21 protein-coding genes and 2 pseudogenes are annotated in these 25,261 nt (G+C 67.4%); 16 read left to right on the plus strand and 7 right to left on the minus strand.

Annotated elements, in window-relative coordinates; genetic code table 11:
* Positions 1-10: 10 nt before the first annotated feature.
* From ASF43_RS05710 to ASF43_RS05720, 3 genes are all read left to right on the plus strand, one after another.
* Positions 11-1,648 carry an ATP-binding protein gene (locus ASF43_RS05710; protein ID WP_056178159.1) on the plus strand — a complete coding sequence of 546 codons (1,638 nt, stop codon included), beginning with the start codon at positions 11-13 and terminating at the stop codon, positions 1,646-1,648.
* Positions 1,635-2,645 carry a toprim domain-containing protein gene (locus ASF43_RS05715; protein WP_056177539.1) on the plus strand — a complete coding sequence of 337 codons (1,011 nt, stop codon included), beginning with the start codon at positions 1,635-1,637 and terminating at the stop codon, positions 2,643-2,645. The genes ASF43_RS05710 and ASF43_RS05715 overlap by 14 nt, the downstream gene beginning before the upstream one ends.
* A 300-nt stretch (positions 2,646-2,945) precedes the next feature.
* Entirely contained in the window at positions 2,946-4,010 is a 1,065-nt protein-coding gene (locus ASF43_RS05720) for a DUF932 domain-containing protein (RefSeq protein WP_056177541.1), read from the plus strand.
* 56 nt (positions 4,011-4,066) lie between these two features.
* On the opposite strand, the gene ASF43_RS05725 is transcribed toward ASF43_RS05720, so the two are convergent.
* Positions 4,067-4,666 (minus strand): S24 family peptidase, encoded by a 600-nt coding sequence (locus tag ASF43_RS05725; protein WP_235578131.1) that lies wholly within the window; start codon positions 4,664-4,666, stop codon positions 4,067-4,069.
* Between the two features lie 432 nt (positions 4,667-5,098).
* Here ASF43_RS05725 and ASF43_RS05730 point away from each other — a divergent pair, with 432 nt between their 5' ends.
* The 5 genes from ASF43_RS05730 to ASF43_RS05750 all read left to right on the plus strand — a co-directional run bounded on the left by ASF43_RS05730 (position 5,099) and on the right by ASF43_RS05750 (position 10,348).
* Complete coding sequence (locus ASF43_RS05730; RefSeq protein ID WP_056177543.1) at positions 5,099-5,395, plus strand: hypothetical protein; 297 nt, start codon at positions 5,099-5,101, stop codon at positions 5,393-5,395.
* Positions 5,396-5,403: 8 nt separating this feature from the next.
* Entirely contained in the window at positions 5,404-5,949 is a 546-nt protein-coding gene (locus ASF43_RS05735) for a FlhC family transcriptional regulator (protein WP_056177545.1), read from the plus strand.
* 130 nt (positions 5,950-6,079) lie between these two features.
* Positions 6,080-7,846 carry a MobH family relaxase gene (gene mobH, locus ASF43_RS29670; protein WP_082497673.1) on the plus strand — a complete coding sequence of 589 codons (1,767 nt, stop codon included), beginning with the start codon at positions 6,080-6,082 and terminating at the stop codon, positions 7,844-7,846.
* Entirely contained in the window at positions 7,827-9,728 is a 1,902-nt protein-coding gene (gene traD, locus ASF43_RS05745) for a conjugative transfer system coupling protein TraD (RefSeq protein ID WP_056177549.1), read from the plus strand. Before mobH ends, traD begins: the two co-directional genes overlap by 20 nt.
* A complete protein-coding gene (locus ASF43_RS05750) occupies positions 9,725-10,348 on the plus strand; it encodes a DUF4400 domain-containing protein (RefSeq protein WP_056177551.1) in 624 nt (207 codons plus the stop codon). Before traD ends, ASF43_RS05750 begins: the two co-directional genes overlap by 4 nt.
* A 145-nt stretch (positions 10,349-10,493) precedes the next feature.
* Here the strand turns inward: ASF43_RS05750 and ASF43_RS05755 are convergent, their stop codons facing one another.
* The 3 genes from ASF43_RS05755 to ASF43_RS31990 form a co-directional block, all read right to left on the minus strand.
* Complete coding sequence (locus ASF43_RS05755) at positions 10,494-10,805, minus strand: hypothetical protein (protein ID WP_056177553.1); 312 nt, start codon at positions 10,803-10,805, stop codon at positions 10,494-10,496.
* A 412-nt stretch (positions 10,806-11,217) separates the two neighbouring features.
* The gene (locus ASF43_RS05760) at positions 11,218-13,992 is read right to left on the minus strand and encodes a TIR domain-containing protein (RefSeq protein ID WP_056177555.1); all 2,775 of its coding nucleotides are present in this window, start codon (positions 13,990-13,992) and stop codon (positions 11,218-11,220) included.
* A 76-nt stretch (positions 13,993-14,068) separates the two neighbouring features.
* Positions 14,069-14,194, minus strand: a complete 126-nt coding sequence (locus ASF43_RS31990) for a hypothetical protein (protein WP_255358086.1) — start codon at positions 14,192-14,194, stop codon at positions 14,069-14,071.
* 313 nt (positions 14,195-14,507) lie between these two features.
* Here ASF43_RS31990 and ASF43_RS05765 point away from each other — a divergent pair, with 313 nt between their 5' ends.
* The 5 genes and pseudogenes from ASF43_RS05765 (at position 14,508) to ASF43_RS32005 (ending at position 19,803) form a co-directional block, all read left to right on the plus strand.
* Positions 14,508-15,053 (plus strand): transposase zinc-binding domain-containing protein, encoded by a 546-nt coding sequence (locus tag ASF43_RS05765; RefSeq protein WP_156373147.1) that lies wholly within the window; start codon positions 14,508-14,510, stop codon positions 15,051-15,053.
* A 12-nt stretch (positions 15,054-15,065) separates the two neighbouring features.
* Positions 15,066-18,089, plus strand: a complete 3,024-nt coding sequence (locus ASF43_RS05770; RefSeq protein ID WP_156373148.1) for a zinc dependent phospholipase C family protein — start codon at positions 15,066-15,068, stop codon at positions 18,087-18,089.
* Positions 18,090-18,679: 590 nt separating this feature from the next.
* Positions 18,680-18,886, plus strand: a pseudogene (locus ASF43_RS31995) (hypothetical protein); the annotation flags it as partial.
* Positions 18,887-18,931: 45 nt separating this feature from the next.
* The gene (locus ASF43_RS32000; protein ID WP_255358094.1) at positions 18,932-19,498 is read left to right on the plus strand and encodes a transposase; all 567 of its coding nucleotides are present in this window, start codon (positions 18,932-18,934) and stop codon (positions 19,496-19,498) included.
* 29 nt (positions 19,499-19,527) lie between these two features.
* Positions 19,528-19,803, plus strand: coding sequence for a transposase (locus tag ASF43_RS32005; RefSeq protein WP_255358087.1), 276 nt, complete (start codon positions 19,528-19,530; stop codon positions 19,801-19,803).
* 479 nt (positions 19,804-20,282) lie between these two features.
* On the opposite strand, the gene ASF43_RS05780 is transcribed toward ASF43_RS32005, so the two are convergent.
* On the minus strand, positions 20,283-20,849 hold the full coding sequence (locus tag ASF43_RS05780) for a PEP-CTERM sorting domain-containing protein (protein WP_056177561.1): 567 nt from the start codon (positions 20,847-20,849) through the stop codon (positions 20,283-20,285).
* A 351-nt stretch (positions 20,850-21,200) separates the two neighbouring features.
* On the opposite strand from ASF43_RS05780, the pseudogene ASF43_RS32175 reads away from it, so the two are divergent.
* Positions 21,201-21,359, plus strand: a pseudogene (locus tag ASF43_RS32175) (transposase); the annotation flags it as partial.
* Between the two features lie 350 nt (positions 21,360-21,709).
* On the opposite strand, the gene ASF43_RS05790 reads toward ASF43_RS32175, so the two are convergent.
* Positions 21,710-22,981, minus strand: a complete 1,272-nt coding sequence (locus tag ASF43_RS05790; RefSeq protein WP_200932431.1) for an MFS transporter — start codon at positions 22,979-22,981, stop codon at positions 21,710-21,712.
* A gap of 342 nt (positions 22,982-23,323) precedes the next feature.
* Here ASF43_RS05790 and ASF43_RS05795 point away from each other — a divergent pair, with 342 nt between their 5' ends.
* A complete protein-coding gene (locus tag ASF43_RS05795) occupies positions 23,324-23,863 on the plus strand; it encodes an ankyrin repeat domain-containing protein (RefSeq protein WP_056177568.1) in 540 nt (179 codons plus the stop codon).
* A 305-nt stretch (positions 23,864-24,168) separates the two neighbouring features.
* Here ASF43_RS05795 and ASF43_RS32180 read toward each other — a convergent pair whose 3' ends face one another.
* A complete protein-coding gene (locus tag ASF43_RS32180) occupies positions 24,169-24,552 on the minus strand; it encodes a response regulator (RefSeq protein ID WP_082497675.1) in 384 nt (127 codons plus the stop codon).
* Here ASF43_RS32180 and ASF43_RS05805 point away from each other — a divergent pair.
* Positions 24,551-25,249 (plus strand): alpha/beta fold hydrolase, encoded by a 699-nt coding sequence (locus tag ASF43_RS05805; RefSeq protein ID WP_235578132.1) that lies wholly within the window; start codon positions 24,551-24,553, stop codon positions 25,247-25,249. The genes ASF43_RS32180 and ASF43_RS05805 overlap by 2 nt on opposite strands.
* The last annotated feature ends 12 nt before the right edge of the window (positions 25,250-25,261 follow it).

Here is a 25,261-nt window from a genome sequence, read left to right on the forward strand (position 1 = left end):
GGAGATGACCATGCAGATCCAAGTCCACATCGACGAAGACGGCGCGCTGCGCAACCAGCGCTACGCCTTCAGCCACCGCTTCACGCTCGTGACCGAGCTGCTGCAGAACGCGCGCCGCGCCGGCGCCCGGCACATCGAGGTTGTGTACGACCACGAGAACCTGCGCCTCGTCGTCCAGGACGACGGCTGCGGCCTGCAGGACTTCCAGGCCTTGCTGACCTTCCACCGCTCGGGCTGGGACCACCACACACTGGTCGAGGAGCACCCGTTCGGCGTCGGCTTCACCCAGTGCCTGTACGCGGCCACGCGCTGCGTCGTGCACTCGGGACACCACCGCGTCGACATCGACACCCACGTGGCCCTGCGCCGCATGCCCTGCGAGGTCGTCCAGACGGACACCTTGGTCCAGGGCACGCGCGTGGAGTTGCACGGCGTGGACCTCAGCGACCTGCCCCTGCGCATGGAACGGCTGTGCCAAGGCTTTCCCGTCGAGGTGATGTTCAACGGCCAGCGGCTGGTGCGCCGCTACGCCGAGGATTGCCTGGTGTTCGAGCACACGCCTCTCGGCGCCGTGCACCTGACGGGCCGCTACGACGGCCGTGCCGTGCGCGGCATGCTGGTCTTCCTGCAGGGCTTTTGCGTGCACACGCCGTCCTACTTCGAGACCGACCGGGTCAATGTCGTGCACCTGGACCCGCGCCAGTTCGTGGCCCGCCTGCCCGACCGCGACCTGCTGATCGACGCCGACCAGCAACTGCCGCGCATCGAGGCGCAGTTGCACGCGTGCTGGCGCCACCAGCTGCACAAGGCGCAGGCCAGCCTGCCGGAACGCCAGTATGTCGACACCTACTACGGCGCCATGCGCTGCTGGAGCCTGCTCGAATTGCTAAACGACCTGGACGAACTGCCCACCGCGCTGTTCGAGCGCATCGGCGGCTACCCGGTCCAGGGCAATGCGTTCGAGCGGGCGTTCATGGACCCGGTGGCGAAGGCCCCGAGCCGTGCCGAGATCGAGCAGGGCCAGGTGCGCCTGGTCGCGCTGGACGATCCGCACGCGGACAACGCCGCGCACTGGATGCTGGCCCGCGCAGGCCGCTGGCTCGTGGTGCGTCCCTACGGCCTGGACGCCCGGCATTGGGTGCAGCGCCACCTGCAGCGGCTCGACGAGGCCAAGGCCGACGTCGAGGCGCTGGACGTCCAGGCGCACGCGCAGCTGGACGGCCGCTGGGTCCGCCCGCGGGTCGTGCTGTGCCGCGCCGTGCGCATCCGCGTCGGCACGGACCAAGCCGTGGTCGAGGACGCCGCCGTCTGCCACGGCGAGCAGTTGCTGGTGCCCGAGGGCGAGCACGGCGGCGAGTCCGTGCGCCAGCTGTCGGACTTTCTGGACGACAACGAACGGCGCCGCGACGGCGAGTTGGACGCCGACCGCGAGGCGCTTGCGGCGCTGATCTGGCATCTGCGCTCCACGGATGCGCAGGCCACGATGACCGCGCTGCTGGCGACCATGCAGCTGGGGCGCTACCCGCTGCTGCACGGCTGCTCGTTCGAGGTCTCGGTGGGCGCCGGCGCAGCGCCCGGCTGCTCGGTCGAACTGGTCGGCTCGCCGCTGACCGCGATCCCGCTCGGAGAAGTCCATGGACAACGCTGAGTACGCGCAGCGCGTGGATGCCACCCGGCGGGCCGCACACGGGCGCTGGACCGAGATCCTGCGCGCCCAGGGACTCGACGAGCGCATGCTGCTGCGCAAGCCCATGGCGTGCCCGCTGTGCCGCGCCGGCGTGGACCGGTTCCAGTACACCGACAAGTTCGGCGAGGGGAACTACCACTGCCGCAAGTGCGGCCCGGGCGGCGGCTTCAAGCTGCTGCAGGCCTGCAAAGGCCTGGACTTCCACGGCGCGCTGTGCGCCGTGGAGTCGCTGCTGGGCCGGCTGCCCGCCGCCCCGGCCGCGCCGGACCCGGCGCCGTCCCCCGAGCGCATGCGCAAGCTGGCGCAGCGGATCTGGGACGAGGCGCGGCCGGTGGTAACCGGCGATGCCGTGGACCGTTATCTGCAGTCCCGTGGCCTGGGCCTGGCGGCCTACCCGCCGGCCCTGCGCTGCCACCCGGCCCTGGGCTACTTCCGCAAGGAGGGGGTGGCGCGGGCGCGCAAGCTGGCCGACTACCCGGCCATGCTGGCCAGCGTGCAAAGCCCGCAGGGGCTGGTCACACTGCACCGCACGTACTTGAACGGCGGTGACAAGCTGGCCGCGCAGGATGCCAAGAAGCTGCTGTCGGGTGGCTATGTCGGCGCCTGCGTGCCGCTGGCCGAGGCCACCGAGGAGCTGGCGGTCTGCGAAGGCCTGGAGACCGGCCTCGCGGTGCTGCTGGCGACCGGCAAGCCGGTGTGGTGCGCACTCGGCGCGGGCAACCTGGAGAAGCTCTGGGTACCGCCCACCGTGCGTCGGGTCTGCATCTACGCCGACAACGACGCCGATGGCGACTTCACGGGCCAGGCCTGCGCGTACGCGCTCGCCCGGCGGCTGCGCCGCGAGCCGCGCGGGGCGGCACCGTGCGAGGTGCAGGTCTACCTGCCCAAGGCGGCCGGAACGGACTGGGCGGATATCTGGCGCCAGCGCCAGCGCACTGTCCAGCTGCGCGCGGCATGAGCAGGCGGCCATCCAGGCGCAACCCTGCGCCATGGCTGGACGGGCGACGGCAGGGGCCGCGCCCGGCCTTTTCAGCGCGGGTTCGCCGCACGCGAGCCCGCGCCGACAAGGCATTTCCGAGGGTTCCCGACTGGTCGCTGCCAGACCAGGCCGCTCGCGCGGCGAAGGCAGCCTTGGAGTCGATGGTGCGCGCAAGCGCGCCGCGTGGGCGCCGCATGGTCGGCGCCGTTGTGCACCCCCTGGGGACCTGCGTTCCGGCGGGGCGCGTCGTCCCCGTCATCCACCCTGAAGGAGAGGATCATGAGACATGGACGGACGTTGGTGAGCCTGGCGCAGGAACTGCAGCGCCAGCTGGACAGCAAGAAGGATCTGGTCGTGCCTTCCGCACTCGTGCGGCACCAGACGGACGATGGTGGCGCGACGACGCTGGAGGTCCAGGAGACCACGGGGCCGACGCGCTACGGCGTCACGCCGTTGGCGCGGCGCCAGCTGGCCGACAAGCTGGGCATCCCGCAGGCGTATTTCGAACGCATGCGGACCGACCAGCCGGGGCTGCTGGATCTGAACGTGAACGCGTGGCTGGACCAGGAGGGGGAGCGCCGGCTGCTGCGCACCCTGGACGGGCGCGTGCGCGCGGTGCTGTCGGACCGTTACCGCCGGCTGGACCACGTCGATCTGGCCGAGCATGTGCTGCCCATCCTGCAGGCGCTGCCCGAGGTCGTGTTCGAGTCGGTCGAGCTGACCGAGACGCGCATGTACCTCAAATGCGTCACGCCGCAGCTGCGAACGGAAATGGCGCCCGGCGACATCGTGCAGGCCGGCGTGGCGATCACGAACTCCGAGGTCGGCCAGGGGACGCTGTCGGTCCAGCCGCTGCTGTTCCGTCTGGTCTGCCGCAATGGGCTGATCGTGCCGGAGCGCGGCCTGCGCAAGACGCATGTCGGCCGCGCACTGGGACGCGACGACGAGGCCGTGATGGTGTTCCAGGACGACACGCTGCAGGCGGACGACCGGGCCTTCTTCCTGAAGGCGCGCGACGTCGTGCGGGCTGCGGTGTCCGAGCTCAGCTTCCACCAGGCGGCGGACAAGATGCGCAGGACCATGGGCATCCGGCTCACGGGCGATCCGGTCCAGGCCGTCCAGGTGCTGGCGCAACGCTGCGCGCTGAACGATGGCGAACGGGCTGGGGTACTCCGCCACCTCGTAGCGGGCGGCGACCTGTCGGGCTACGGCTTGGTCAACGCGGTCACGCACTACAGCCAGGAGGTCGAAGACTACGACCGTGCGACGGATTTCGAGGTGCTGGGCGGTCGCATGCTCGCGTGGAGCGCGCCGGACTGGAGACCGGTCGCCGAAGGCGGCTGATGGGGCACGTGCAGGCCAACGGGTGGAGGGCCCGGGCCTGCGCGCGACGCCGTCGCTCAGAACAGCTGCAGTCCCATGGCCGCGTGCACCTTGCCGAGCACGCGCAAGGGCCCTTGCGGGGCGGCGTCACGCAGGGGAACTTCCCAGTCGCGATAGGCGCGGTTGTCGCACAGCAGCAGCAGCCCGTCGGGCGTGCGTTGTTCGATGCGCCGGATCAGCACCTGGTCCCCAAACTGCAAGGCGTAGATGCCATTGCCGGCCAGGCGGTCGATGCTCGTGTCGACCAGCACGAGGTCGCCTTCGCGCATCAGCGGGGCCATCTCATCGCCAGACACGCGCATCGGCGTGCCGACGCGACCGCGAACCGCCAGCGTGGCGGCCACGGCCTGGATGTAGTCCGCCATCACCAACGCGTCCTGCGGCGTGCACGCCACGCCGCCCGTGGGGGCCTGCGTGCCAAGCAGCTCGTCGGCCCGGCAGCCCAGCCCCACGCACAGCCGTGCGAACGAGGCCAGGTCGGGCAGACCGGGGGCGACCGGATCGAACCACCGGCGCACGCTCTGCGTCGCGCGCTGCGTGATGCGGGCCGCGAAGGACACCACCCGGTGGGGCGGCACGCCCATGGCGTGCAAGCGCGCCTGCAGGCGATCCCGCACCTCGGGAACAAGCGGCGGCCCCTGGACGGGGGGCAATGGCGCGGCATCCAGCGCCACCCGCGTTGCGCCCGGGGGCCGGTCCGCGGCAACAGACCTGGCGGCCGGGGGAGGTGCAGCGGTTCCGGCTCGGGAAGCCGGGCGGTGTGTTCGGACCATGGTGGTTGTTGGTGCTTTGGTTGGTCCCAAAGCTTTAGTTTGACCCGGACCCCGGCGGTTACGGGTTGTTGCCATGCGACAGCGCCCGGTTTTGCGGACGTTCTCGTGTGGCAAATGGAGCGACGCCCACCGGGGGGAGCAAGCTGTGCCTGGTGGTTTTGGTTTGGCAGCATAAGCTGTCAAATGCCACACCCACCGGCAATCCACCACGACCCATGCCTTCCATCTGATCCACCTCGGCCCGCGCGCGGGCCACCCGCACAAAGGGACCTCACCATGTGCTCCTCATTCGACGTCAAAGCCGCCAACGTCCAGTTCCTGTTCGCCACGCGCGTGGGCCTGGAGCGCAACGCGATTGAAACCTGCCGCGTATTCGGACTGCACGCCGATGCCGCCGAACGGCTGCGATCCATGCCGCTCGACCTCCTGCTGAGCCGCGTCGAAACGGTCGGCTCCATGTCGCTGCTCGTGGTTCGCCACGATGTGATGGACCTGCTCGACGCGCCACCGCAGTTCGCCACCCTGCTGGCCGCGGCCCATCTGGCGTCGCCCCGCGTGGCGCTTCTCGCTTAGGAGAGACCATGTGCAATGCCTCCACCTTCGACCGGCGCATCGACGCCCTGGCTCTGGCGCGCGACTGCGCGTTGCTGGGCGCGCGCGCGCGCACGATCCACCTGCTGACCGGCCTGGCCGACCGCGAACTCAAGCAGTACTCCCACCTGATCCAGCCGGCCCAGGGACGTGCACCGGACACGCGCGACTGGTACCACACGGCCACGCTGCACGAACGCATCGAGTCCTCCATCCTGATGGCGAACTTCCAGTACCTGCGCGGCCTGGGTTTCGGCGCCGCGCAGTCCCTGGTGGAGTCCTACCGCTTCTACCGGAGCTGCTTGGGCGGACGCTGCCGCATCAGCTTCGACCGCGCCTTCGACCTGGCCGCCCACACGGCCGGCATGTGGCTCGCTCACTGCCCCAGCTTCCAGGTCCTGCCCTGCCCGGCCTGCCGGGCCCAGGGCCTGCAGACCCTGGGCGCCGTGCCGGCCGGCAGCCGCTGTCCGTTCTGCAAGCTGGCCGCGAGTGCCCAGCCGCGACCCCGCGCGAGACGCCGGCGCGGTGTGCGATGAGGCGGCGGGCCGCAGGCCCGTGGCCGATGCCGCGGCCGAAATCGCCCGAAATCGCCCCCGTTTCGGGCTGCGGCTGCGGCGCGTCCGGCGAAGAATCGGTGGGCCGTCGCCTTCGACGCGGCACCCTGCCATGCCGCCCCGCTTCTCGCCCCCTTCCACCGCGCCGCGCGCGGGTCCCCGTGCGCAGCCGCTGGCCGTGCGCCCCGTCGAGGCGCTGCTCGCCGAGCAAGGACCGCTGCTGGCGCGATTGAAGCTCTGCCATGGCGCCGACCGCGCCAGCTTCGAGGCGGAGATCCTGCCACTGGTCCGGGGCTACGCACGCTTCGTGCACGGGCTTCCGGCCACGGCCGACCGCGCCTACTGCGAGCCGGGCGGTCTGCTGCGCTGGGGCCTGGAGACGGCGTTCTTCGCGCTGCAGGGCACGGATGCGCACATCTTCTCGGGCAAGGCCACCATCTCGGAACGCGTGGAACTCGAACCGCGCTGGCGTCTGGCCACGTTCATTGCGGGGCTGTGCAGCGAGTTGCACCGGGCATTGGGCCTGGCCCAGGTCAGCACCCACGACGGCACGGACTGGCCCGCCTACCAGTTGCCGCTCGCGGACTGGCTGGACCAGCGGCACGCCACCACCTACCAGGTCCGCTGGCGCGCGGATGCGCCCGAGTCGCGCGGCATGGCGCTGTTCGCCTTGCCCCACGTCATGCCGGCGGACTGTCTGCAGCATCTGGCCCAGGGCAACACGGTCGTGGTACCGCACCTGCTGGCCAGCATCGGCGGTGTGCCGCTGCTGGAGCACAACATGCTGGACCGCTTGGTGCGCCGCTCCAGCGCCCTGGTGCTGCACCGCGACCTGCTCGCGCGTGCCGGCCATGGCACCCTTGACCGCGACCCGGCACATCTGACGCGCTTTCTGCTCGACGCCTTGCGCCGGCTGGCTGTCGGCCATGCCAACTGGGTGCCGAACCAGGACAAGAGCCGTGTCTGGTACGGTCTCGACGGCTTGTTCCTGGCCTGGCCGGGCTGTGGCCAGGACCTGCTGGCCGTGCTGCAAGCCGATGAACTCGCCGGCATGCCCGCCACGGCACCGGCCGTGCTGGACATCCTGCTCGCCGCTGGCGCCGTCGAAGCCTGCGCACCCGACCGCCCCTGCTGGGCCATCCGTCCGCCCGGCGCGCGCGCACCGTTGGAGGCCGTGAAGTTGGCGTCGCCGTCCCTTCTGCTGTCGGGCCTGCCGTCACTGGCCGAGCCGCTGGAAGTCCGGTTGGCCGACGCGCGACCGCGCGCGACGCCGCCCGCGTGTGGTGCGGAAGATCCCGCGGAGTCCCGGGTGCCAGCCCCGCCGCCGGACACAGAGAGATCCACGCTACTGCCAGACGGCACAGGTGTGCCCCATCCGCTCGCGGACACCGCACAACTGTCGCTGCTGCCGGACCGCACTGCTGGGCCGCGCGTCGCGACGGACGCGCACGGCCGGCAGACGCAGGCCCCTGCGGCGGCAGCGCGCCCGAGCGTGCGAACGCCCATGCGCCTGCCGGACGCCGTCCGCACCGCGCTGCAGGACGCCGCGGCCACGCATGCGCAAGACCCCGACCTCGGTGCCCTGCTGGTCGAGACCGACGCGGTCTTCGTGCCGCTGGCGCAGTTCGAACGCCATGGCGTGCAACCGGCGCTGGCCGTGCGCGCGCTGCGCGAGGCGCGCATGCTGCCGGCTGGCAGTGGCCCCGGCACCCCCTGCTCGCGGCCCGTACGCGGCGCGTCGGTGCCAGGCGTGCTGATCGCTGCGGCCTTCTTCGAAGGCCTGGACGCCGCACCTGCTGCCAGCCCAGCGTCAGCCGCACCACCCGGGCCGGGTCACGACCGCCTCACGGACGCACGCAATGCTGACCCGCCGCTATGAAATGCCGTGGCGGCGGGCGTTCGAAGCCCATGCCGCCGCCGTGTGGCTTGCGACGGGCACCTACTTCGGGCTGGTGGCCTGGAACGCGTGGCTGCCGCGGTCCGTGGCGCTGGGCCTGGCGGCCTGGAGCCTCGCCATGGCCTGGCGGCGTGGCGCCCAGGCCATGCGCGTGCTGCGGCTGCGCGGCGCGCTCGGCGGCCGACGCGTGCAGGTGATCGGGCCCCGGGCCATGGGCGGACTCTGCGCGGATCCGGGCCAGGTGTTCCTGGGCTTTGGCTTTGCATGGCATCCGGTGCATGCGCAGCGGCTGTACGAGCTGTCCAAGGTGGATTACCGCGCCTACGCTGTCCCGCGCTGGATGCAGCGGGCCTTGGGCCAGGGCCAGGCCGCCCAGCCCGATGCCGAGATCGGCCTGCCCTACATCCACGGGCTGGAGCCGCACGAACAGGCGCTGTCGCGCCCGCTACAGAACTTCGAGGGCGGGACCTTGCTGGTCGGGACCACGCAGTCCGGCAAGGGCGTGGCACTGGCCTGCCTGATCACGCAGGCCGTGCGGCGCGGTGACGTCGTGGTCGTGATCGACCCCAAGAACAGCCAGCGGCTCAAGCGCGTCGTCGAGCGCGCCTGCGCCGACTACCGCGAGCCCGATTGCTTCCTGGAATTCCATCCGGCCTTCCCGGAACGCGGTGTGCGGCTGGACTTCACGTTCAACTGGCAAAAGCCCACCGAGATCGCCTCGCGCATCCAGGCTATCATGCCGCCAGACACGGCCGGCGCCTTCAGCGCCTTCGGCTGGGACGCGGTCAACGTCGTGGTCCAGGGCCTGGTCGAGCTCGAGGAGCGGCCGAACCTGATCAAGCTGACCAAGTACATCGAGGGAGGCATCGAGCCGGTGCTGGAGGCCTCGCTGCGGCGCTTCTACGATGGTCTGCTGGGTGCGGGATGGCGCGAGCTGCCGGAGATGCGCCGGCTGTTGCACGAATCCCACCGCGGCCAGATGAAGCGGCCGTCCGAGGCCGCGAGCGCGGACCTCATGGCCTTCGTCGCCTACTACGAGCACCAGGTCGCCCAGCACCAGCGCCACAAGGTCGTGGACGCGCAGGTGCGCACGTTCCGCCACAACCGCGAGCACTACCAGAAGATCACGGCCAATCTGCTGCCCATCCTGTCCATGCTGACCTCGGGCGACCTGGGCCGCAGCCTGTCGCCGGATCCGTTCGACGCCGACGACGAACGGCCCATCATGAACTTCGAGAAGCTAGAGCGTGGCGGCCATGTGCTCTACATGTGCCTGGACGCCCTGCCCGACCCGTCGGTGGCCTCGGCCATCGGCGCGCTGGCGCTGGCCGACCAGGCGGCGCGCGCCGGCATGCGCTACAACCTGGGCCAGTACCGACGCATCGCGCTGTTCGTCGACGAGGTCAGCAACGTGATCAACCAGCCGCTGATCGAGATCCTGAACAAGGGTGCCGAAGGCGGCATCTTCACGACCTGCTCCATGCAGACCCTGGCGGACCTGGCCCGGCGCCTGGGCAGCGAGCACGCGGCCCGCATGGCGCTGGGCAACCTGAACAACCTGATCGCGCTGCGGACCAAGGACCGGCCGACGCAAGATTTTGTGGTCGAGACTTTTGGCAAGACCGCGATTCACGCGGTGCGCGTTGGGTTGAGCCATGGGGCCGATGCCCATCTCGGCGACTTCTCGTCCAGCTACTCGACGCAGCTGACGGAGAGCTTCGAGGAGCTGGTGCCCGCCGATGTGCTGGGCAAGCTGCCGAACCTGCAGTACTTCGCGTCCCTGTCCGGCGGCCGCATCGTCAAGGGGAGGTTTCCGATCCTCGATCCGGGCGCCGACAATCCGGCGGCGCTGCCTCCGCCATGATCCGCGGCGTGTCCATCGTCTCGCTGCTGGCCGTGCTGTCGCTGGTGCTGTACGTGCCGGCTATCCATGGCCCCGCGGACATCCTGCAGGTTCTGCGTCAGGAGCACGGGCGCACGGCCGCGCTCTGGGGCGAGGAGCGCGCGGGTCGGCAGCTGGACCAGGCGCTGCGATTGCAGACCGGTGCGGCCGACGCCAGCCCGCTGCCACGGGCGGTCGCGGCGCCGCCGCAGACCGGCGTCGACCGCGCCGTCGCCACGGAAATGGGCGTCGTGACGCAGCGCCTGTTCGCGAACCGCTACATGCGCTCCGTGGACGCCATCCTGCTGCTGGCCAGCTACCGGCTGGCGGGCCTGTGGGCCTGGCTACCCTGGCTGCTGCCCGTGGCGCTGGCGGCCACGGCCGATGGCGCGCTGCGGCGGCAGATCAAGGCCAGGGAGTTCCTGCACCACGACCCGGAACTGTTCGCGCTCTGGTGCTGCCTGCTGATCCTGCTGGGCTGCGCCACCGTCGTGGCGCTCGTGCTGCCGGTGGCGCTGCATCCGCTGGCGCTGGCGCTGGCGCCTTTGGCGATGGCGCTGCTGACCGGACTGGCGGTGGCGAGTTTTCACCGTCGGGCGTAGTGGAGCGACTGTTGCCCGACCTGACAGGCAGGGCATTGTCGGAAGGTGTCACGGCAGCAAGAATCAAGGGCCCGCGCCGGACGGGCCTCGCTTTGAAGTCGAAAGGACCCGATCACGCCTCACCGCGCCTGGTGACCGATCACCCTCACGAAGCAACTGCTGGTCTCGCCGCATCGATGGCTCCGCGCTCGACGTTGTCGAGCAACCATTCGTGCAATCGCTCGAGGTCACCATCCAATTGCTCTAGCGATGCCTCCAACATCAAGTACCAGGTGCAGTAGCTGTCCGCGTTCTCCAGCCCGTCGAAGAACGCCTGCAGTCGAAGCTGCTGACCGCTCAGACGGTGGAAATGCTGCTCCACCTCTTTGGGGTCATTCGTCCATTGGAGGCAGGGAAGAAAGATGCCGGGTTGGGGCTGCTGCGGGATCACTTCCGCCGGTTGAGTGCGTTCGGCCATGACAAATCTCCTGGTTAAGACGAGCCTCAACGCTACAACCCGGCGGTTTGCTTCGCCAGCGACAAGGGCGCCTAAATTGGGGGGTTTTCGACGTCAGCCCCTTGCTGCAGGGATTTCACTTCTCACGCACCAGCGGTCGCGCGCGACCACCGCCGGTCGAAGTTGCCCAGGCCTGCCTGACAGGCTGGCAAGTTCTTTCGTTCTACGCATCCACCAGACGGCCCTTCGTGGGCCTTGGGACGGACCAACAAGCCGCCAGTCGCGATGCGCTCGAATGAGAGCTTTCCCCCACCCGTGTGAAGCCAGGCGACGGCTTGTCGTCACCCGGCGTGTGATCGAAACGCTGCGGCCGTCGTGATCCAGATCTTCGACATGCTCGGCAATGAAGGGCTTGCGCAGCAAAGCGTGCCCATCAACGCTTGCCCGACGCACCAGTCCGCGTTCTACCGGCTGCCGGCGCAGCGTTCAGCGCCCGTGCGCGTGCAAGCAGGTTCTTGAGCGGTCCACAGGATGCACATGCATGGCGAAAGGCGCGCCGCTCCTCCGTCACCACGAGCACGCTCTGCTGGTCGGTCGGGAACGCGGCGTCGGTCAGCTTGTCGCCCGCGCCGCCGAACTCGGCCAGGCTGCTGGCCGATGCGGCATCCCACAGCCGTGCCAATCCGTCGTCCCCAGCGGTGACGAGCAGCTTGCCGTCGGCGCTCCACCGCACCGAGCGCAGCGGCTTGGCCGAGCCGCGCAACTCAGCCAGCGGCTCGCCGCTGGCGGCGTCCCACAGCCTGGCGGTGCCGTCCCAGCTGGCGGTGGCAATGCGCCTGCCGTCGGGGCTGTAGCGCGCGCTGACGACGTCGCCCGTGTGGCCGACGAGTTCTTGGTCCCGCCGGCGTTCGGCCAGGTGCCAGACGTAGGCGCGGCCACGCGCACCACCGGTGACGATGCGCTTGCCGTCCGGGCTGAAGTGCACGGCGTGCAGCATGCCGGCCTCGCTGTCGAGTTCGGCATCGCGGCGGCGTTCGTCGATGCGCCAGATCTCGGTGACGCCCAGCGATCCGGCTTTGGCCAGCAGCCGGCCGTCGGGGCTGACAGCACAGGCCTGGGCCGATGCCCTGCGCTCGCGGGCGGGGTCGCTCATCGCCTCTATGGCGTCGGCCGGTAGCGCCACCACGCTGTCGCCGCAGCGCCCCCGCAGCACTGCGGCGGCAGCGCTGGCCGGCCCGGCCGGCGCCAGCAGCGTGGCGGTCTTGCCGCGAAAAGTGCTCACCACCACGGCGCCGCTTTCGTCGAGCTTGGCGAGCCACCCGCCGTCTTCGCCCTCGGGCGGCGCTGCGGGCAGCGGCAGCGACTGCGGTGGCCGCGGTGCGCGCCACAGCCGGGCGCTGCGGTCTTCGCTGGCGGTGACGATGGTCAGCCCGTCGGGGCTGAAGCGCGCCACTCTCACCGGCCGGGTATGGCCCAGCAGCCGCGCCACCTCGCGCCCGTTTTGCGCGTCCCAAACTCGCGAGGAGTTGTCGGCACCGGCGGTGACGACGAAGCGCCCGTCGGCGCTGAACGCCGCGCTGTGCACCGCCAACCCATGGCCACGCATCTCGGCCAACGGCGCACCGGTGTCGGCGTCCCAGGTGCGGGCGCTGCCGTCCGCGCTGGCGGTGACGATGCGCTTGCCATCGGCGCTGAACGCCGCGGTGGGGACGAAGCCGCCATGGCCGCGCAGCGTGGCCAGCGCAGTTCCGCTGACGCCGCTCCACAGCCGTGGCGTGGCATCGGAGCCATGGGTGACGATGCGGCTGCCGTCGGGGCTGAAGCCCGCGCCGACCAGTGCGCCTTCGTGCCCTTCCAAGGTGGCCAGGCTGTCGAATGTGCCGCGTTCCGCGGCGTCCCACAGCCGCGCTGTGCCGTCAGTGCTTGCGGTGACGACGAAGCGGCCGTCGGGACTGAAGTGCGCGTCACGCACGAAGCCCTGGTGGCCGACCAGTACCTTCTGTTGTCGGCCGCCGCGCGAGTCCCAGATGATGGCACGGCCGTCGTCGCTGGCGGTGACGAAGCGGGCGCCGTCGGCGCTGAACGCACCGCTGTTGATGCGCGACGTATGGCCGCGCAGCGTCGACAGCAGCCGGCCGTCCGACGCCTGCCAGATGCGCACGCTGTTGTCGTGGGCCCGCGTGGCGGCCAGAGCGCTGTCGGCGCTGAACGCCACCTGCACCACGTAGTGCAGGTGGCCCTGGAGCACACGCCGTTCTTCGCCGCTGGCGGCATCCCATAGCCGCGCGGTGTTGTCGCGGCTAGCGGTGAGCACGCTCTTGCCGTCCGGCGAGAAGGTGGCGTCTTCGACCCAGCCTGTGTGCGAGCGCAGCACCGCCCGCACGTGCGACGCCTGCAGCCCGCGGCGCAGCATCTCCTCGGCCTGCGCGGTGCGTGCCGTGTCCACCCCTTGCAGGGCCAGCCGCACGCTGCGTTCTGGATCGAGGGCGAGTTGGGCATCGGCGCTGGCCGCCAGTTCGCGCGAGACAGCGGCTTCGCGCTGCACGTAGGCCAGCACGCCCAGCGCAATGGCCACCACCAGCCCGGCGCTCACCGACAGCAGCGTGAGGCGCTCGCGCCGCGCCGCCGCCTTGCGGCTGGCGACCAGGAACTCGGCATGCACCGAGGTGGGTGTCGCGCCCTTGGCAGCGGCCAGCAGGAGCCACTGTTCTGCGCTGCGCAGGTCGCTGCCGCGCAGAAGCAGCGACGCATCACGCTCACGCGCTTCCCACTCGCGCGCACGCACCAGCAGCCGGGCATGGGTGCGGGCGGCGTCGAGGTCGGTGTCGAGCGCGGACTGCAGCAGCGCGAGGCCGGCTTCGAAGTCGTCGTGCTCGCGCAGGAAGATCCAGTTCAGCCGCGCAATGGCATCGGGCAGCGCGCGCGGCGGCGTATCCACGCACACCACGGGCACCAGGCGCTTGTTCTGGGCCGCGGCATGCGCCACCTCCAGCGCACACACCTCCGACGCAGCCGAGTCCGGGCTCACAACGAACACCAGCGTGGGCGCGGCGTCGATGGCATGGCGGATTTCCTGCAGCCATGCAGCACTGGGCGGTATGCCCTCCCAGTCGACCCAGGCCTCCCGGCCGCGCGCCAGCAGCGCCTGCGTCAGCCAGCGGGCGAAGGCCTGGTCCTTGCGCGAGTAGGAGACGAAGATGTCGGCCATGGGCGAAGCATAGGAGCAAGCTGGCAGCTTCGCGACGCGGCGTGTAGCGCCGCGAGACTCAGCCGATGTCCTCGACTTAAATCCGCATCCGGTCGACATACGAGAGACCGGTGGCCGAGCTCACCGCCGCGAAGCCGTGGTTGGATTGGCCGGTCGGGAAGTAGTCGGTGGTGGCGGGCTGCAGTGCGCCCCGAAGAGACATCTCGGGTCCTGAATTTGTCGCCCCGAAGCCGCCGGTCGGCCTTGAGCAGATGCGCCCGAAGGAGGTGCCGTGACAGCGAACACCCATAGGGATGCGGCACCCTTAGCGAGCGATTGAGGTAACTCGCGCGGTCTGAGATCGTCCAAGGTCCCAATGTGGAGAGTCGCGCGTGCAAGCCATCGGCCGGCAGCCCGAATGGGCGCCGGATAGCGCCCTCGCCCGCGAAGAGCGCCATCGACCGGAGCCGCCTAGCGACCGGAGCCGCCTAGTGCAGGACCACGCAGCCATCGTCATCGCCCAAATCGAGACTAGCATGAGCGCCGACGTGCCGCGCTTCATCAAAGATGAGTTCGACGCCTTCCTCGAGTGGGCCACTCAGGCGCATGGCCTCCTGAAGCTGCGATGCGCCAGATGCGGCCACTGCAATCTGCTGGCGTTCAATTGCAAGCGGCGTCGGTTCTGCCCGTCATGTGGCGCGCAGCGTATGCTGCAGTACGCGGCGTATCTGGTGGTCCACATCATCCTGTCGGTCTTGCCGCTGGCGACCCCGCTCCGCGTGCTTCGGGCTGCGCAGCCCAAGCTGATCACACCGGTGCTGCAGGTGCAGCAACGCGTGCCCAGGCGTCATCTGCTAGATGCTGCTGGGCTCAAGGCCGAAGAAGGCCGCGGCGGCGGCGTCACGCTAATCCAGCATTCTGGTTCCGCCGCCAACCTCAACATACCACTTCACTGCCTCGTGCTGGACGGCGTGTACCGATGCGGCGTCGATGGCGCGCCCAGCTTCATTGAGGCGAGTCCTGGCAAGGAATTCTCGGGCGATCTCCGTAAAATCGCGGGTACCTCGGGCAGGGATACATGAGGCAAGCCAATGGTGTCAAATCTCGTCGTGGTCGTTGCATTGCTTATCGGAACCTGCGGACTAGTGCCGTCGGCGGCCGCCTTCGGCGTAGGCACTCACCAGCACATCGGGCGGTCGATCCTCGGCAAGCTCGATGCAAAGGGTTGCACGATCGCAGTGGAAGTCAAGAACGCACCGCCATTCCTTGCGCGGCTCAATGGGCGAGCGTGCAGGGCGATCGGTGGCAAGCGAGAAGCCTTCCTCGCCGGGACTGTCGGGCCCGACGCTTTTCCCGACTTGATCGTCGGCCAGATGACAACTCACCCTGGCGTCGCCAGTGGATGGCAGGCCGACGACTGGCTGCGGCACTTGCTGGCGAAAGCCACATCGGACGAAGAGATCGCATTCGCATACGGCTACGTCGTTCACGCCGGCACCGACATATTTGCCCACAGCTACGTCAACCATTATGCGGGAGACATTTTCGAGCTCTCGAAGGGCGGCACGATCGCCGAGGCGCGCCACTTCGCGCTGGAGAAGTTCATCGACGTGATGCTGCTCCGCCACGACGGATTCAATGACTTCGCCTTGGCGGCAGGCGAACCGGAACCGCACACGAGACAGTTGACGGTTCGCCTGGAAGGCTCTCCGCCGGCGGAGTGGCTTGCCAGGGTTCTGATTCTTGATCCGGAAGCGAGTGCCCAGTACGAGCGCATTCCGGCTGCCGCACACCTCGTCGGCATGCGGCTGGCGACGGTGGCGATCGCCAGCGTCGGCTCCGAATACAGAAAGCTGAGAGCCCGTCTGCTCGAACAGGGCTCCCAGATCGCCGCGGAGATGCTGCTTGCGCAGGCAGGCATCTTGGGTGCCGAGGCTGCACTCGTGGGAGCCAGAGAGCATTCCAACGACATGGCCGCCAAGTGGAAGGCTGCAAAGGAGTTTTTCGCTCAGAGAGGAGCTGACGTCGCGAGCGCCAGGGAGAAGGTGGAGAAGCTAGAAAAAGACCTTCAGGAAATAAGTGCACGGATCGAAAAGCTGGAGAACGACTTCTCGCCGACCCAGCTGGCGATCTATGAGGCCCGAGGTGGCTTAGATGCGCTGGAGCAAGCCGTCAAATGGGCGCAGGACACTGCCGACCGCGAGTGCAAACCTGAACGCGTTTGTACCCAGGAAACTCAATCGTTAGGCTGTGGCTTGGGGATGATCGCTCTCTGCCTGCCTCAAGAGGTCTGCCGCGAGGTTGTTCGCGCCGGATGCGATATCGCCAAGTGGACCTTGCAGCAAGAGCTGGACAAACTGAACGCTGCCAAAAGCGGCGTTGATGAGGCCCAGAAAGCGTTAGACCAGTTAAACACGCAGTTTTCAGCGGCCCGTGCGCGGGAGGCTTCGCTGAAAGCTTTGAAAGGCACTGCCGACTTTCAGCTCGTGGTGAACCAAACGGCTATGGACGCGGCCGAGACCTTGGCGCGCGAACACGAGCGCTTCTACGCCGATGCGGCCAAAAAGCTCACACGGGCCGAGGAGGAATTTGACGCGGCGAAAGACCGTATGGGGCTGGCAAAGGCACTCCAGACTGCCGTGACACCGGTGGTCGACCGCCTCGATCTGATCAATCTATATCTGCTCGACTGGGAGGCGGGCGCCAAGCGCGCAGCAACGGAATACATCGAAGCAAGCTGGAGCGCCTCGCGCGCGGTGGCCGCGGGCGATGATGGTAGCCAGCCATACAAGCGCTGGCTCGATTGCTCGTACCGACGTTTCCTTGGCGTGCCGGGTGGACTTGTCGACCTCGAATGTCATGTCAGCGACGAGATCGAGAAGGCCAACAAGAAGCTGAAGGAGGCCATCGAAAGCCTGCCGCCAGAGCTTCAATGGCTAATCAATCCGATCGGCGAGCTGTCACAGATGCTGCAGGAGAAGCTGCGGCCCGAGCTCCAGAACGCCGTCGCCGCAGCCGCCGATGCGGTCGCGGGAGAACCGACGGGCCGGTTCCTCCAGATGCTCTCTGGCTATGCCAGGGTGGATGAAGGGTTGCTGACCAGCACCTTCGATGACCTCAACGCCGATGCACTGCGAATCCTACGCCTGCCGAATATTGTTGCCATGGTCTACGAAGACCTGGGCACGAGCTTCAGGCTGTCGACCTTCGGCGGCCTCAAGCCAGATGCGGAGAATCTCTTGGCGCAGCAGATAGCTGCTGCAATGAGCGCAAAGCCACCGTTGAATGCCATCGGCGCTCAACTCGGGCACTTCAACCCGGTACTTCCGTTTCCGCCGCTGCCTGGCGTGAAGCCGCCGATTAAGCCAGGGCTGGGGCCTTGGAAGATCGGCAGCGACGCTAACGTGGGAACGCCGCAGGGCAGAACGACTCTGTTCAGCCGCTACCTGGCTTTCGACCGGTTCAAGGCCTACCGCAATGCCGACACGCTGTCGACATTGGCGCTACTTGAGCCCGAAGAGCTCAACCGCCTCGTGCGCCATCTCGCGCCCGAGTTCAAGAGCGAGCTATACAACGAATTCGCGACGCCGCTTTACGACGAGCGAGTACCGCGGCCGTTCACGCTGCTGCTGGACTCAGTCCGCTCGTTGGACGGCAATCATCAGTGGCAGTCCTTTGGGCTTCCCTACCCTCGACGGACGCAGCCGGCGGAACCGGTGGATTCTGAGCTGAGGCGCTTCGGCTATGGCGTGCACGACCATCCTGAGAAAGGTCTTCGCTTGTTTGCGGATCCGGTGGCTCGCCAGGCAGTGTTTCGCAGGCTGTTCGACGGCCCGATCGAGGGATCGCTGCTCGGACACCCCGCAATGACGCCGGCAGTCTACAGATTCGTCGCTTGCCCATCCAACCCGTTCCCTACGGCGACCACCGACGATGGCTTGCCCGCGGATGGCGACGACGGGTGCAAGGCCTGGGCAATGCAGGGGAACCTGCCGCAGGTTCACCCGGAAACGCCCAACATGGCACCAAAGACGTTCACCCAGATCAAGAAGACGCCGACTTCTGACTTTCAGAAGTTCATGGACGCAGTGAAGGCAGCGGGGGAGCTCGACAAATAGCGCGGATCGCTGTCAGGGCTCGACCTTCGCTCCAGGAGGCAGCGGGGCAGTGCGACCGGTACCAACGGCTTGACAATCATCGCAGGCAGTCCTTCCACCATCGTCTTCGCGGCCACCAAGGGCGGCACGCCACGGACCACGCTGTATCTCCTGGTGCAGCAACACGCCGCCAGCTTCATCTCCCACTCCGAGGCGACCACCGGCTGTGACTGCCGCGATTCATCGATGACGAGTTCAACGCCTTACTTGAGTGCGGTATCCTGCCGCCCGGGTTTCTGAGGTTGCAGTGGGAATGCGGTTGACAAGCTGCTGGCGTCCAACTGCATGCGAAGCGATTGCGATCGACGTTCACCCGCCGACTGGGGCGTCGGACAGGCGTGCACAGACACCCGCTGCGCGCAATTGGATCGCGTGGTGACAGCATCGTGATTGCTCTGCGCTTCCAGATTGCTGACCGTCGCGAAGGACAGGAACTGGCCGGGAGCGGGTTTACGCGGTCGGCAGCTTTGCGCCCGTGGACTAAACCGCTCGCGCGGTAGGCGCTCCGCGCGACGCCTGGGCGCTTGATTCCCGCGTTGCTGCCACCGTCGATGTCGAGGCAATCCCGCCTCGTTCAACGACGGAGCTGCAACCATGGACACGATCAACCCGACGGTCACGCCACTGCGTCAGCGCATGCTCGAAGACATGCGCATACGCAAACTGGATCTACGCACGCAGGTACCCACCAGGTCTCCTACAACTCTTGCAGGAACAGTCAATGCCCCAAGGGCCAGAGCGCAGCAGCGCAGTGCTGGCTCGATGCCCGTCAGGCCGATCTGCTGCCGGTGGAGTATTACCACGTGGTGTTCGCACTGCCGGCATCCGCGGCGGGCATCGCGTACCAGAACAAGGCGGTGCTCTATGGCCCGCTGTTCGATCTGGCCGCCGAGGTGCTGCTGACCATCGCCGCCGATCCGAAGCACCTGGGCGCCAGGATCGGCGCCACGCTGGTGCTGCACACCTGGGGCTCGGCGCTGACGCACCATCCGCACGTGCACGGCCTCGTGCCCGGCGGTGGGCTGGCACCCGATGGAAGAACCTGGGTAGCGTGCCGACCGGGCTTCTTTCTGCCGGTGCGGGTGCTGCGCGCCTGTTCGAAGGCGCTTCCTTCAAGAGCTGTGGCGGCTGCACGCGGGCGGCAAGCTGCATTTCTTCGGCGAGCAGGTCGCCCTCTCCGACGCACCGGCCTTCAAGCGCTGGCTGGCACTGCTGCGCCGGGTCGAGCGGGTGGTCTGCGCCAAGCGTCCCTTCGCTGGGGGCAGTCCGTGCTGGCCTACCTGTCGCGCTACACCCATCTGGTGGCGATCTCCAACAACCGGCTGCTGGCGATGGACGAGCGCGGCGTGACGTTCTGCTGGAAGGACTAGCGCGCCAAAGCAGCACGCGTCAGAAAGCCATGACGCTGGAGCTGACGGAGTTCATGCGCCGCTTCTCGCTGCACATGCTGCCCCCCGGCTTGCATCGCATCCGGCACTACGGCCTGCGGGCCAACGGCTGCTGCAGAGCCTGCCTGGCGTTGGCGCGCGAACTGTTGCAGGTCGTGCCAGAGCCGGCCGGGCTGGACAGCGACGCTGCCGCATCGGCCCAGCAGCAGACCGCCACCTTCGTCTGCCAGCAATGCGGCAAGCCGCCAGTTCCGGCGCATTTCTGCACCCGCGAAATGTCAGACTAGCCGGCGCACGTCTGCGACTGCAGCAACGACGGCCAGGGAGGATGGTCCGACTCTGAGCCAACATGGTTGGCCAAGGACGTGTCGATGATCACGCACGACTGAGTCCATCCATTGCCTTCGCATGTCTCAAGCCAGGCGACGACACGCGCCCAAGGCTTAAAGCGAAACGGGCCCAAAAGAAAAGCAGCGAAGATCTCGCCGTGCCCGACTCTCTCTGCACGCACGATCCAGCGTTTTGATGTCATGGTTTTGTCTCGGTTTGTGCGCATCGATTGCGTCGCTTTTTGTCTGGATCACGACCAATCCATCTCTACGTTCTTTCGGTGTGCCCAAGATCACGCGGCCCCTGCCGCCGACCCCGCTTTAGACAGGCACACCGGGTCCATTTTTCAAAAGGTGATGGAATGTGCAGGCCGCCTCCATGACCTTTGTTTTTGCTGCGTCGACATGGGACTTATTGAGCCCCATAGCGACGACTCTCAGCCCTGGGTACGACGACGGGCTACCGCAGCAAGACCAGCAAGTCCTAAGCCGATCAATACCAGCGAGCCAGGCTCAGGCACAAGGGTCGGTGTGCCAATGCCGTACAGCAAGGCATGGGACAGTTGTTGTTGTCCCGAGATCGACCAGGTTCCGGTAAACGTGTTGTCCGCAAGCTCAAATACTGCCCAATCCGGGTTGAGCTGACCTTCGCCCGACTTGAAGCCTATGGCGATTCGGTCGTAGGTGGAGTACGCAAGCGCGTTGATCGTGAAAGTCCCGCTCAGCCCGGAGGTCAAACTAGGCGAACCCGTAAGCCAGCCGTTGTGGGCCCCGCCGTTGTTGTCCGAGCCGTCCACAAAGATCCAACCCGGATTGGCCTGCTGAAAGGCGTCGTTGTTGCCGTTGATGTTGCCGGCGCCGGCCGCCAAGCAAGAGACGACGGAGTTGGCCGTCACGGAGAAGTCGCGCGCGCCGAGCGCGCAAGCGTCCGACGTGACGACATTGGCGTGCGAGGTGCCCAAAGTTGCCACTAGAAGCACTGAATACAAAAGATTCGCTTTCATCGTGTCTCCTTTTCTTGGAACAATCTCCAAGTTGGCGCGAAATGCATAACGTATGCCATCCGTACAACACGTTGAATACGTTGTGCAATTCTGTAGGAGTTATCTGACGGTGTCAGATTGGTCGACAGGACATAGAAGGGATTGATGGACGTACACGCGACGCGGTCGGCGCCTCGATGGATCGGCATCCGCACCCAGAAGATTCGCCGGCCCGAGATCCGACCCAAGGCTCAAGATTGCCGTAATAGTCCGACGAGGGCCATCCTTGCCTGACCGCGGAAGGGCAGCAAGCATCGGCCCCTGATCGCAGACCCGCTTGGAGGTGTGCGCTTACCGGAGATGGTGCACACCATGAAGAGTGAGTCGCAGCTCTGCAAGGCCAGTCGCAGGCAGCACGACCTAGCCTTCAAGCGGGACGCCGTACAGCAGTGCCTGGAGCCGGGCGCGTCGGTGTCGGCCATCGCGCTGCGAAGCGGCGTCAACGCCAACATGCTGTTCAAGTGGCGCCGGGACCGTCTGCGCCACTCCAGCCGCCTGCAACCCGCCCTCCTGCCGCCGATCCAGGTAGCCCCAGAGGTTGAGGCCCAGGCACACGCTGCGTCGCCGGCCGTTGCCCCGCTGCCGAGGCCGCCAGCGCGCAGCGGCGTCATCGAACTGGAGATTGCCGGGGCGCAGCTGCGCCTGCGCGGCCCCGTGGACGAGGACAGCTGATGGCTCTAGGCGCGACATCACGCTGCCGACCCACATGCGGGTACTTGAAGACGCGAGCGACAAGATGAAAAGGCCTTCCACCGGAAAGAGGACCGCAGCTCAGCCTGCTACAACCTAGGTGATTCAATTGGGCACTGTCCGAACAAGCGTCAGCCCCCAGACTTCCTGGTCAGAAACGCAAAGGTCCATGTTGCGACCAGCAGGACGGCACCCAGGAAGACCATGACTGCTGGGAGGCCCCATGCGGCAGCGATCGGGCTGGTCAACGACTGCACAACGGCCGCACCGGCGAAGAATGAAAGATTGATGGCCGCCAAGGCTTTGCCAGCATGCTCCGGTGACACCACCGCGCGGCCCATCGCGAACAGCAGCGGCTGCACGGCAATGGCAGCGCCGAACAGCAAGAACGCCGAGACGTCTACACCCACTGGCAGCACGGCGCCGCCAAGCCATTGCGACATCCAGCCGCCTGGCCGCGCCGACGCGACGACGAACAGCACCAAGGCGGCGACCAGGTGGCCGACGACCAGCAGCTTCCGGCGGCTGCCGCTGCGGCGATCCACGATGCCGTAGATCATTGGCCCGACCACCAGGGCGATCGTCAGCGGGAGCAACGCGTTGCCCGCCTCGATTCGCCCGAGGTGCCGCATGTCCATGAGCCACGGACCGCCCCACAGGCCGCGCACGGCAATGGCCGCCGCAAAGGACGAGAACGCCAGGACGACGATGCCGCGCAGTTGCGGCGACAGCCCGATCCGGACCACCTCACGCGCTTCCGACCTGATGGCCCGCCGGGTCATTGCAGGGCCAGGACTTTCGTTCGAAACGAAGAACGTGACCAACGCCGCAATGACCACGGCGAAGATGGCCGCGGCCCAGAAGCCAGCGCGCCAGCCATGGTGTTCGATCAGCCAGGCCAGCGGACTGGCGGACAGCAGCATGCCCGTGTTGCCGACGCCCTGGATCAGGCCGGACCACAGGCCGAACTGCTGGGGCGTCAGCAGCTTGGCGGCCAGCGTCATCGGGCACAGCAGCATGCCGCAGCACCCGATACCCAGCACGACCTGGGCCGCCAGAAAGCCGCTGGCGCCGCCGACCGTCGCGGCCAAGACAGCGCCGGCCGTCACGATGGCAAACAGCGTCAGCGATACAGTGCGGACGCCGTAGCGGTCGAGCGCGACGCCGACCGGGATCTGGCCGGCTGCGAACGCGATGTGGTACGCGCCAGTCAGGCTGGCGAGACTCGCCGCAGTCACGCCGATGTCCACGCTGATCACATCGGTCGCTACCGCAGGCAGGGTCCGCAACAGATTCGAGAGCATGTGACCGAGCGCCAGCACCAGCAGGGGAAAGCCGAACAGCAAGGCCGCGCGATACGTCGCTGGAGGCCGCTGCGCCACGATTGAACCGGCCTTGCTCACGCGATTGCCCTTGTCTCGGTCTAAGTTGTGCGTCCTCACCGCTTCGGCGATGCGTCGCACACGATTCTAGGAAGGTTCGCGGTATTCAGCCGACGGCGACTGAATGTCTATCCACGATAGATCCGCACGTTCCGGTGGAGCCAAGACGCGGGTGCGGAGCGCAGCGAGGATGATGATCCCAGCGCTTGACGTTGACCATTGGCTTGGCGCTTGTCCCACAAACACACCTCCATCTCCTCCGCACAATGACGGCGGGATCACCAAGCGCCCTACCCTGCAGTTGCTCATCGAGGCTCCCGACAGTGGTCCAAGGCCCGAACTTACGCACCACCCAAGACTTCGATGGACACCACACGGACGAGTTTGACGCCTCCAAATCAGGAGTTCATCGCTTTCGCTCAGGAAGTGTTTCAGCTGGCGCGAACGGGCGATGCGCCGACGATCGCGAACCTCCTGCAGAAGGGGCTGCCGCCCAACATGAGCAACCACAAAGGCGACACCCTGTTGATGCTGACCGCCTACCACGGCCATGTGGAGGCAACGAGGGCTTTGCTAGAAGCCGGCGCCGCGCCGGATCGGTATAACGACATGGCGCAAACGCCACTGGGTGCGTCAGCGTACAAAGGATATTTGGCGATCGTGGAGCTGCTGCTCGCGCACGGCGCCAAGCCAGATTTCGCTCCGCCTGGCGGCAAGACCCCGTTGATGTTCGCGGCCATGTTCAACAGGGTTGACATCCTGGCCGTGCTGCTGGCCCAGGACTTCAACGTCGATGAAAAAAGCTCCGAGGGCCTTTCAGCGCTGGAACTGGCCCGAAAGATGGGCGCGGCCGATGCCGTTGCAATTTTGGAGGCCAGGCAAGCGACAGACCGCTTGCAGTAGCGTTGGCGAATGGGAGGCTCGCCTCGATGGCGTCGCTCCAGACCACCCATGTCGTCTGCTTATGGTTAAAGCCCAGCTTGGCGTTCACCCGACAAGCGACAGACACTTTGCCAAGGCGCCGCGACCGGCTGGATCCAACGCTACGCATCGCTTCGTACGCTGAGCAGCAGGCTTGACGAGACGGTGCGGTCTTCGCTGGAGGTCGTTGCGGCGCAGGCCAACTCAGCGTTGCGCCGCTCGTGCCTACAGCAGTCCTGGGAACTGGATCGTTGGTGGTCACGCGCTGGATGTCCTGCCGCGCCGGCTCAGCCCGACGACGCGGCGGGCAACCAGTGCGCGAGCGTCGATGTCAGCGCTTCGAGCGTGAGCGGCTTGGTCAGGTAAGCGTTCATTCCGGCCTCGATGCACTTCGCGGCTTCTGCGGGGCCGGCGCTCGCCGTGAGTGCCACGATGGGCACGGTGCCGCCCCGTTCACGCGGCAACCGCCGCACGGCGGCAGTGGCCTCGAACCCGTCCATGACGGGCATCTGGCAGTGCATCAGGACCAAGTCAAAAGAGCGCGCAGCCAGCCGCCGAGTCGTATGCGCGCATGACCACCCTGAGCATCGACGGCGGATTCGCGATCGCGGCAGATGCCGCCAAAGGACCGACGAACTTACAAGAGCATCTGCGCGACGTCCTGTCGCCATGCAGGCGCCTGCGCAGGTGCTGGGATTGATCGTCCAGAACGCCAACGCGCACCGCTCGGGTTGGGGTTCAGGCTGGGCCGCCACGCAAGCCTACTGGTCGCACCCCGATGCCGAGAACGAGGCTGCGTCCACGGCCCACCTGACTCTCGCGGGCACGCGCGACACCTACGTGTCCGGTCTTCCTGAGGACCTCGCGCAGCGCATCCCTGCGGAGCACTGGGAAGAAGACTGGTGGGTCATGAACCTGCCCGGCCATTTGCAGACGCAGCGCGCGCTGATCGCCGACTACGGGAACTACGCCCAGCGCTTCCATGCGATCGCCCGGTACTTGAAGGACTGGCAGCCGCCCGCCTTGATGGTCTGGGGCCGGCACGATGTGTACTTCGACCTGGCGGAAGTGTTGTCGTGGATGCGCGCGCTGCCGCGCATGCAGACCCATGTGCTCGATGCCGGCCACCTTCTGCTGGAAACACACGCGGCCGCGGCGGCGTCGCTGATGCTCGACTTATCACACGGAAGCCGGGACAGGTGCGCAAGGACTCCCATTCGCCGTCAGCAACCCTTCGGGTGTAGTGCGCCGCAGGTCGGCTTGCGCCGGCTCTTGTCCTGCGTACGTCACGAAGCGACTGGAATAGGATTGCCCATCATGTCCAGTCGCCCCTGTCGCGTGGCACGTGCCCATGTCTGTCCCACCTGAACCGCCTGAGGA

The sequence above is a fragment of the Pseudorhodoferax sp. Leaf267 genome (assembly GCF_001422405.1).
GTDB lineage: Bacteria > Pseudomonadota > Gammaproteobacteria > Burkholderiales > Burkholderiaceae_C > Pseudorhodoferax.

What these genes read in the sequence shown, in the direction of transcription:
- ASF43_RS31990 (WP_255358086.1), bottom strand. Translation starts at nt 14,194, where the DNA reads ATGTCTCTTCGGGGCGCACTGCAGCCCGCCACCACCGACTACTTCCCG.
- mobH (WP_082497673.1), top strand. Translation starts at nt 6,080, where the DNA reads ATGCCGCCCCGCTTCTCGCCCCCTTCCACCGCGCCGCGCGCGGGTCCC.
- ASF43_RS32005 (WP_255358087.1), top strand. Translation starts at nt 19,528, where the DNA reads ATGACGCTGGAGCTGACGGAGTTCATGCGCCGCTTCTCGCTGCACATG.
- ASF43_RS05715 (WP_056177539.1), top strand. Translation starts at nt 1,635, where the DNA reads ATGGACAACGCTGAGTACGCGCAGCGCGTGGATGCCACCCGGCGGGCC.
- ASF43_RS05735 (WP_056177545.1), top strand. Translation starts at nt 5,404, where the DNA reads ATGTGCAATGCCTCCACCTTCGACCGGCGCATCGACGCCCTGGCTCTG.
- ASF43_RS05750 (WP_056177551.1), top strand. Translation starts at nt 9,725, where the DNA reads ATGATCCGCGGCGTGTCCATCGTCTCGCTGCTGGCCGTGCTGTCGCTG.
- ASF43_RS05720 (WP_056177541.1), top strand. Translation starts at nt 2,946, where the DNA reads ATGAGACATGGACGGACGTTGGTGAGCCTGGCGCAGGAACTGCAGCGC.
- ASF43_RS05760 (WP_056177555.1), bottom strand. Translation starts at nt 13,992, where the DNA reads ATGGCCGACATCTTCGTCTCCTACTCGCGCAAGGACCAGGCCTTCGCC.
- ASF43_RS05730 (WP_056177543.1), top strand. Translation starts at nt 5,099, where the DNA reads ATGTGCTCCTCATTCGACGTCAAAGCCGCCAACGTCCAGTTCCTGTTC.
- ASF43_RS05795 (WP_056177568.1), top strand. Translation starts at nt 23,324, where the DNA reads ATGGACACCACACGGACGAGTTTGACGCCTCCAAATCAGGAGTTCATC.
- ASF43_RS05780 (WP_056177561.1), bottom strand. Translation starts at nt 20,849, where the DNA reads ATGAAAGCGAATCTTTTGTATTCAGTGCTTCTAGTGGCAACTTTGGGC.
- ASF43_RS05805 (WP_235578132.1), top strand. Translation starts at nt 24,551, where the DNA reads ATGCAGGCGCCTGCGCAGGTGCTGGGATTGATCGTCCAGAACGCCAAC.
- ASF43_RS05765 (WP_156373147.1), top strand. Translation starts at nt 14,508, where the DNA reads ATGAGCGCCGACGTGCCGCGCTTCATCAAAGATGAGTTCGACGCCTTC.
- traD (WP_056177549.1), top strand. Translation starts at nt 7,827, where the DNA reads ATGCTGACCCGCCGCTATGAAATGCCGTGGCGGCGGGCGTTCGAAGCC.
- ASF43_RS32180 (WP_082497675.1), bottom strand. Translation starts at nt 24,552, where the DNA reads ATGGCGACAGGACGTCGCGCAGATGCTCTTGTAAGTTCGTCGGTCCTT.
- ASF43_RS05755 (WP_056177553.1), bottom strand. Translation starts at nt 10,805, where the DNA reads ATGGCCGAACGCACTCAACCGGCGGAAGTGATCCCGCAGCAGCCCCAA.
- ASF43_RS05710 (WP_056178159.1), top strand. Translation starts at nt 11, where the DNA reads ATGCAGATCCAAGTCCACATCGACGAAGACGGCGCGCTGCGCAACCAG.